The sequence below is a fragment of the Collinsella aerofaciens genome, assembly GCF_015553355.1.
Classification (GTDB): Bacteria; Actinomycetota; Coriobacteriia; order Coriobacteriales; family Coriobacteriaceae; genus Collinsella; species Collinsella aerofaciens_V.
The window spans coordinates 1-7,394 of record NZ_JADNGN010000056.1 but is presented as its reverse complement, the minus strand read 5'-3'; the positions used below and the strand labels follow the sequence as shown (position 1 = coordinate 7,394).

At 60.4% G+C, this 7,394-nt stretch carries 7 protein-coding genes; 5 read left to right on the top strand and 2 right to left on the bottom strand.

The genetic code is table 11. The annotated features are described in order from the left end of the window. Positions 1 to 286 precede the first annotated feature (286 nt). The 4 genes from I2D57_RS09640 (at position 287) to I2D57_RS09625 (ending at position 3,000) form a co-directional block, all read left to right on the top strand. Positions 287 to 1,006 (top strand): B3/B4 domain-containing protein, encoded by a 720-nt coding sequence (locus tag I2D57_RS09640; protein WP_138374922.1) that lies wholly within the window; start codon positions 287 to 289, stop codon positions 1,004 to 1,006. A gap of 170 nt (positions 1,007 to 1,176) precedes the next feature. Continuing rightward, positions 1,177 to 1,626, top strand: coding sequence for a MarR family winged helix-turn-helix transcriptional regulator (locus I2D57_RS09635; protein ID WP_117820503.1), 450 nt, complete (start codon positions 1,177 to 1,179; stop codon positions 1,624 to 1,626). Between the two features lie 119 nt (positions 1,627 to 1,745). Further along, the gene (locus I2D57_RS09630) at positions 1,746 to 2,600 is read left to right on the top strand and encodes a DegV family protein (RefSeq protein WP_195362323.1); all 855 of its coding nucleotides are present in this window, start codon (positions 1,746 to 1,748) and stop codon (positions 2,598 to 2,600) included. 79 nt (positions 2,601 to 2,679) lie between these two features. After that, the gene (locus I2D57_RS09625; RefSeq protein WP_161115864.1) at positions 2,680 to 3,000 is read left to right on the top strand and encodes an MGMT family protein; all 321 of its coding nucleotides are present in this window, start codon (positions 2,680 to 2,682) and stop codon (positions 2,998 to 3,000) included. Between the two features lie 393 nt (positions 3,001 to 3,393). Here the strand turns inward: I2D57_RS09625 and trpS are convergent, their stop codons facing one another. After that, on the bottom strand, positions 3,394 to 4,443 hold the full coding sequence (gene trpS / locus I2D57_RS09620; protein WP_195362322.1) for a tryptophan--tRNA ligase: 1,050 nt from the start codon (positions 4,441 to 4,443) through the stop codon (positions 3,394 to 3,396). A 170-nt stretch (positions 4,444 to 4,613) separates the two neighbouring features. Beyond that, a complete protein-coding gene (locus I2D57_RS09615; RefSeq protein ID WP_055310678.1) occupies positions 4,614 to 5,813 on the bottom strand; it encodes an MraY family glycosyltransferase in 1,200 nt (399 codons plus the stop codon). A 525-nt stretch (positions 5,814 to 6,338) separates the two neighbouring features. Here I2D57_RS09615 and I2D57_RS09610 point away from each other — a divergent pair. Next, the gene (locus tag I2D57_RS09610) at positions 6,339 to 7,277 is read left to right on the top strand and encodes a radical SAM protein (RefSeq protein WP_195362321.1); all 939 of its coding nucleotides are present in this window, start codon (positions 6,339 to 6,341) and stop codon (positions 7,275 to 7,277) included. Positions 7,278 to 7,394: the final 117 nt, after the last annotated feature.

Sequence of the window (7,394 nt, the reverse complement as noted above, 5' to 3'; positions counted from 1 at the left end):
GGGTATCGGGTTCCCACATTCATCCGTACATGTACGGATGAATGTGGGAGGTGTTCGGATGAAGTCGATAATCAAGGTCCACCACAAAGGGGACAGGCACCTTTGTGGTGGTTTTGCTCGTGTGGATGACTCGGGTTACAATACGCCTGACATATCGTCCCCTTCTCCGGATGGGGACAGCGCAAGCGTTCTTGTGACGGCACCGTAGGACTTTGAAGGTGGCCGTTGTAAGGGCGCTTTTTGTTTAGGCGCCCTCACTCGGGCGCGCACAATGAAGGGAGAGCGTATGAAGAGCTTTATTGCCGAGGATTCATTCTGGGAGCTGTTTCCGCAGGCAGCGGTCGGTGTTGTGGTCGTGGAGGGCATGAAGCCCACGGCTCAGATTCCTCAAGAGGACGTGGATGCGATTGCGGCGTTGCTCGACCGCGCCAATATCGATGCGGAGCGTCATCTGACCAGCGACACTATCAGCGAGAACGCACCGGTCAAGGCATGGCGCGAGGCCTATCGTCTGTTCAAGACCAAGAAAGGCGCGCGCTGCTCGATCGAGAACTTGCTCAAACGCGTGCTCAAAGGCAAGCCGGTGGGCCACATTACGCCCGCGGTGGATATTTACAACACGGTGTCGCTGACCTACGCGCTGCCCGTGGGAGGCGAGGATCTGCATGCGATCGAGGGGGACCTTCGCCTGAAGGTGACCGACGGTGGCGATGCGTTCTTGCCGCTTGGCGAGGAGGCGGACGATCCGACGCTGCCCGGCGAGCTCGCCTACATCGACGATGCGGGCGCTGTGTGCCGCTGCTGGAACTGGCGCGACGGCGTTCGCACGGCGCTGTCCGATGATTCGGCCGATGCGTTCCTGGCGATTGAGTGCGTGGAGCCCGAGCGGATGGGGGATTGCCAGGCTGCGATCGATCGCTTAGCCGAGCTGCTTGAGCGCTATCTGGGAGCGACGGTTGTCATTAAGACGCTTGTGACCCGCGACAATCCTTGCGTGGAACTGTAGCGGCGCCTAGAACCTATTGATGCCCCAAACCACCACAAAGGTGCCTGTCCCCTTTGTGGTGGTTTTTATGTTGATGGGTTAACAAATGGGGTATTTGGGTACGGGTGTCGCCTTATGCGACTAAGATGTTTACCCGTTAGCATTATGCAAGCGAAAGGCGGTCGTCTCCCATGCAGCAGAGCGACGAGACACGTTTCGAGGACTTTGTCGGACTGATCAGCGGACTCTACAAGGAGATCCAGCGCATTAAGACGTCTGAGGGCGCAAGGCTGGGTCTCAAGGGCTCCGACGTTATGTGCCTGTACTATCTTGAGCGTAGCAAGGACGGCCTGACTGGCGCCGACCTGGCTCGCATGGCAGGCGTGACCCGCGCCGCCGTCTCGCGTACGCTGGCGCATCTGGAGGAGGGTGGCTACGTCGAGGTCGATGATTCGGGCGATGCCGCCGTTAAGTATCGTGCTCCGGTGCGCCTGACCGCTCTGGGCGGCGAGAGCATGAGCGAGGCGGACCGCATCATTCGCGAGGTGCTCGATACCACCGGTAAGGCTATGGGTGTGGAGCAGCGCGAGCAGATGTATGCGTCGCTGCGCACGATTCTCAACACCCTGCGCGAGATCTAAGGCCGCCAAGGCATTTGTTTCCAATTAACAACTGCATAGTCCCGTTTGAGTGCGTATGCCGTGCCGGGGCATTGCTGTCAAAATTCCCCGCGAGAGGTCCGCGAAAGAAAGGATTCGCTATGTCCATTCGTATTATTACCGATTCCGCGAGCGATATGTCGCCGGCTGAGCACCCCGCTCTGCGTGTTCTGCCGCTGTCCGTCACCTTTGGCACCGATGTGTACATGGATGGCGTCGACATCGATCACCAGCGCTTTTACGAGATGCTCGTGGAGCGCGATGAGCTGCCCAAGACCGGCCAGGTCAACCCGTACGCGTTTTCGCAGGCTATTGCCGAGGCGCGTGATGCCGGCGATGAGGCTGTGATTATTACCGTGGGCGCTAAGCTTTCGGGCACCAATCAGAGTGCCCGTACCGCACTTGCCGAGGCGCCGGGCGGCGACGTGTACGTGGTGGATAGCAACAACGTCACCCTGGGCGAGCGCGTGCTGGTCGAGTATGCGCTGCGCTTGGTGGACGAGGGCCGTAGCGCGGCCCAGATCGCGGCGGCCGTCGAGGCCGTGCGCGACCGTGTGGTGGTTATCGGTCTGCTCGAGACGCTGGAGTACTTGGTGCGTGGCGGTCGCCTGTCTGCTGCTGCGGGCGCTGTGGGCACGCTGCTCAACGTTAAGCCCGTGGTGGCCGCCGAGGACGGCCTGATCGTGCAGCTGGGCAAGGCGCGCGGTTCCAAGAACGGCCGTAACCTGCTCAACCAGAAGGTCGAAAAAGCGGGCGGCGTCGACTTTTCCATGCCGCTGGCGCTGGGCTATACGGGCCTTTCGGACGCCGTGCTCAAGAAGTATATCGAGGACAGCGCGGCACTGTGGGCTGGACACACCGAGAACGAGCTGCCCATCCACACCATTGGCGCCACCATCGGCACCCACGTGGGCCCCGGCGCCGTAGCCGTAGCTTTCTTCCGCCCCGCCAACTAGCTTTCCGGTCAAAACCACCACAAAGGGGACAGGCACCTTTTTGGTGGTTTATGCTTGTTTCGGTTGAAAGGAGCATGCGATGGCGTCTGAGGGCTTTTTTGAGCGGGTGTATGAGGTGGTCGAGCAGATTCCCGAGGGGATGGTTGCCACCTACGGTCAGGTGGCGCTGCTTGCCGGTCGTCCGCGGAGCGCGCGCTATGTGGGCTATGCGCTGCACAGCAACCCGCGCCCCGGCCAAATTCCCTGTCATCGCGTGGTGTTTGCCGACGGCCGTATCTGTGAGGGCTTTGCCTTTGGCGGCCCCGATGCCCAGCGTGAGCTCTTAATGGGGGAGGGCGTGACGTTTACCGATCCCATGCACGTCGACTTGGCCGCCTGTCGCTGGCCTGCCGGACTCTAACAGCTCTGCCGTGGCCAAAACCACCACAAAGGTGCCTGTCCCCTTTGCGGTGGTTTTCCGTTGCAGGTTTACCGGGGCTAACTTATGGAGAAGGTGTGGCGGCGCACTTTGCCGTCAGAAAGTAAACCACGGTGAACTATATTGTATTCAGCAACGGAGTAGGCAATAGGCGATGAAAAAGCCTGCCCTGTTGAGTTTGATTCGCATTCCTCCCCTCTGTGCGATTCAACGGTGTACTTCGGGAACGGGCCCGCTGGCAACTGACTGCCGGCGGGCCCGTTCCCGTTTATCGGGGGAGTGCAATGGACGGAGCCGAGCTGGTCGGGCTCCAAAAAAGGCGGACGCCGTAGCGCCCGCCCCATAACAATCGAAAGCTCAAGTCAGCAGATCGGTCTAGTACACCATGCCCATGGCGTCCTGAACCTCGGCCAGGGTCTGCTCGGCGATCTCGTTGGCGCGACGATTACCTTCGTGCAGCACGTCCTTCACGTAATCCAAGTCGTTCTCGTAGCGCTGGCGACGCTCGCGGATCGGGGCGAAGTACTCGTTGACGGCCTCGGTCACGTACTTCTTGAGCTGGCCGGAGCCGCCTATGCCGATCTCCTCGGCAATCTCGACCTCGGAGCGACCGGTGCAGATGGCGGCCGTCGAAAGCAAACCGGACACGCCGGGGCGGTTCTCGGGATCGAACGTGATCATGCGCTCGGAGTCGGTCTGGCTCTTTTTGATGCGCTTGGCCGTTTCCTCGGCGGTCATCGAGATGTTGATGGCGTTGCCGTAGCTCTTGCTCATCTTGCGGCCGTCAAGGCCGGGCAGCAGCGGGGTCTCGGACAGCAGCGCGTCGACCTCGGGGAACACCTTGCCGTAGCGGTTGTTAAAGCGGCGGGCGATGGTGCGGGTGAGCTCGATGTGCGGCAGCTGGTCACGACCGACGGGCACCACGTTGCCCTTGCAGAACAGGATGTCGCAGGCCTGATGCACCGGGTAGGTGAGCAGAAGGCCGGTAAGCTCATGGCCCGAGGCCTCCATCTCGGCCTTGACGGTGGGGTTGCGCGCCAGCTCGGCCTCGGACACCAGCGACAGGAACGGCAGCATGAGCTGGTTGGCGGCGGGCACGGCGGAGTGCGCGTAGATCATGGTCTTGTCGGGATCGATACCGCAGGCAAGGTAGTCCATGACCATGTTGTACACGTTGTCCTGGATGTGCTCGGTCGTGTCGCGGTCAGTGATGACCTGGTAGTCGGCGATGAGCACGTTGGTCTTGGCGCCCATGTTCTGCAGCTCAACACGGCCCTTGAGGGTGCCGAAGTAGTGGCCCAGGTGCAGACGGCCGGTGGGGCGGTCGCCGGTGAGCATGGTGAACTTCTCGGGCGTCTTGGTCAGGCCCTCGCGAATGGCGTTGCTCTTTTGCAGCGCGACTTCGTAGCTGTTCTCGTTTGGCATGATTGCTCCTAACGTATGTTCATGGGTCAAGATGATAACGCGTTTATTGGAGGGGTGGTGCGTAAGTAGGCGAGGGGCGGGAGAGGGACGCGTGTGGTGCGGCATGTGCGATGGGTGCGGCGCGGCCGTGCTTGGCTAACGGTGCCTTGGCACATCCTCGGCAGCTTGCCCTAGAGCTTGTGGTGGCGCTCTTCTTTGCGCTCCTCGGCTGCCTGCTCCTCCTGCTTAAAGGCGGGGTCGTCGGGGGTGACCAGTTCGTCCTCGTGCGTGCGCTTGTTGTAATGGTGGCGCAGCACGGGTTCAAACAGGTGCAGGTGCTTGGCAAAGGCCGCCGAGCCAATGGCAAGCACGGTAAAGATGAGCACGCGCATGGGCACCTCGACCTGATTGATGGCGGCGGCGCCGGCCGAAAGCATAATGCACCAGGCATAGATGAGCAGCACAGCCTGTTTTTGGTTGTAGCCTTCTTGGATCAGGCGGTGGTGGATGTGGCCCTTGTCGGCCTGCCCGATGCTAATGTGGGCGCGCTTGCGGCGCACGATGGCGCTAAACGTGTCGATGATAGGCACGCCGGCAACGATGAGCGGGATGATAAGCGAGGTGAGTGCGGCGGTGCGGCTCACGTTGAGTAGCGAGATGGATCCCAAAGCGAAGCCCAGAAGCAGCGACCCCGAGTCGCCCAAGAAGATGCTTGCGGGGTTGAAGTTGTAGCGCAAAAAGGCCAGACAGGCGCCAAAGAGCGCAATGGAGAGCGCGGCGGCGTCGATGCGGCCCGAGAGAACGGCCATCGAAAACATGGTGAACGAGGCGATGCCGCAGATGCCCGTGGCCAAGCCGTCGAGGCCGTCGATGAGGTTAATGATGTTGGTGAATGCCACCAGATAGATTACGGTTATGGGGTAGGCGAGCCATCCGAGCATGATCTCGCCGGGAGCAAACGGGTTGACGATGACGCCGATTTTTAGGCCGCCCATGCAGGCGATAAGCGCGGCGAGGACCTGTCCGGCCAGCTTTTGCTTGGGCGTGAGCTGGAAGACGTCGTCGATAGCGCCGGTCGCAAAGATGACGGTAAAGGAGAGCGCCAGCATGGGATAGCTAATGTGAAGGCGCGGGTGCGGCACCAGGACGGGTGGCCAGCCTAGGTACCAGGTGCCTAGGATTTGCACAATGCAGGCAACGACCAGGCCCAAAAACACCGCCGTTCCGCCCAAACGCGGGATGGGCTTGGTGTTGATGCGGCGCTTAGAAGGATAGTCGACGGCATCGAGCTTAATTGCCAAGCGCTTGACCAGGGGCACCGCGAGGAAGGTCGTGATAAAAGCCGCCGCTGCCACGCATAGGTACGGTATGTAGCTCGGGGATGAAGCCATGAATCTAAAAACCGCCAAGCGTCGAAGGAAAAGGTCAAAGGTTGCTACGCGCAAAAAGGCATAGCTGACCCATGATACTCGACCGAGGGGGGTGCGGAGGTTTGCACCGTGCGATTATCACGCGCATACCAGATATTGGAATGTTGTCGATGGCTTGTCGGGATGCCGGCGGGGATCCATATGGACTGTATGGTGATTTTCGGCAAAAGAAAACCACCCCCCACGTTACGAAAATGAACCCACCTAAAACAGGTGGGTGCCCTCATCGACTGTTCCAGCGTCCTTAACAACGAAGGATACCTGTACTAGGCACGACTGTGTGGGCTCCCTAAATAAACGCGACGGTTCACCCAGTTGCTCCGCGGGGGGCGGAATACCTACATCATAAAGCGGCACTTTATCGATTCCAGTCTTGACATTACAAAAATCGTGTCGGACGATTACGGCGCCTTAGGGACGGAGCCGTCTACCCGGTCTGGCCCTTTACGTTTGAGCTGCTGAATCGTTGTTTTGGAGCATGTTTTTATGCCGACGTCGTTGACCGAACTTTTTTCGCCCGCCTGCCATTTGTGTCCGCGCCGTTGCGGTGCGGCGCGCGATGAGGGCGCGCGCGGCGTATGCGGTGCTAACGACACGCTCAGGGTGGCCCGCGCGGCGCTTCATATGTGGGAGGAGCCGCCTATCTCGGGCGAGGCCGGTTCGGGCACGATCTTCTTTAGCGGTTGCTCGCTTAAATGTATCTACTGCCAGAACCACGAGATCTCGACCGGCAATTTTGGCCTTGAGATTTCGCCTGAGCGCCTGGTCGAGATTATGCTGGAACTGCAGGACCAGGGTGCCAACAACATCAATTTGGTGACGGCGACGCACTATGCGCACCTGTTGCCTGCCGCGATTGCCGCGGCACGGGCGCGCGGGCTGGTCATCCCGATCGTCTACAACACGAGTGGTTACGAGCGTGCGAGTGCCGTGGCGGCGCTGGGCGACCTGGTCGATGTGTGGCTCACCGACTTTAAATATGCCGATGCCGGGCTTGCGCAGTCGCTTTCTCATATTAAGGACTACCCGCGCGTGGCCGTGTCGGGTCTGGCCCAGATGGCGCGCGAGATCGATCGCCGCGGGGGAGAGTTGGTGGATGAGGGCGGGCTCATGAAGCGCGGCATCATCGTGCGCCATCTGGTGCTGCCGGGACATGCAGACGATTCATGCCGCGTGCTGGACCTGGTGTGGCAGACGGTGGGCGACGTGCCGATCTCGGTCATGAACCAATACACGCCCAATGCGCTCATGCGCGAGCAGGGCGGCGACCTGGCACGCGCCCTGACGCGCGAGGAGTACGAGCAGGTGCTCGACCATGCCGACGACCTGGGCTTTACGACCATGTTCTGGCAAGAGGGCGGCGCGGTAGACGAGAGCTTCATCCCGGCCTTCGACACCACCGGTGTTCTTACCAGCGCAAAGTAGTGCGTTCGTCGATGATTTTTCTGGGACGGGGATTAAAAAAGGCTCTGTTAGACCAGGATTGACATTCCGCCCCGTCATCTTCTTGCGATTGCACAATGGTCGCCCCTTGTCGAATCT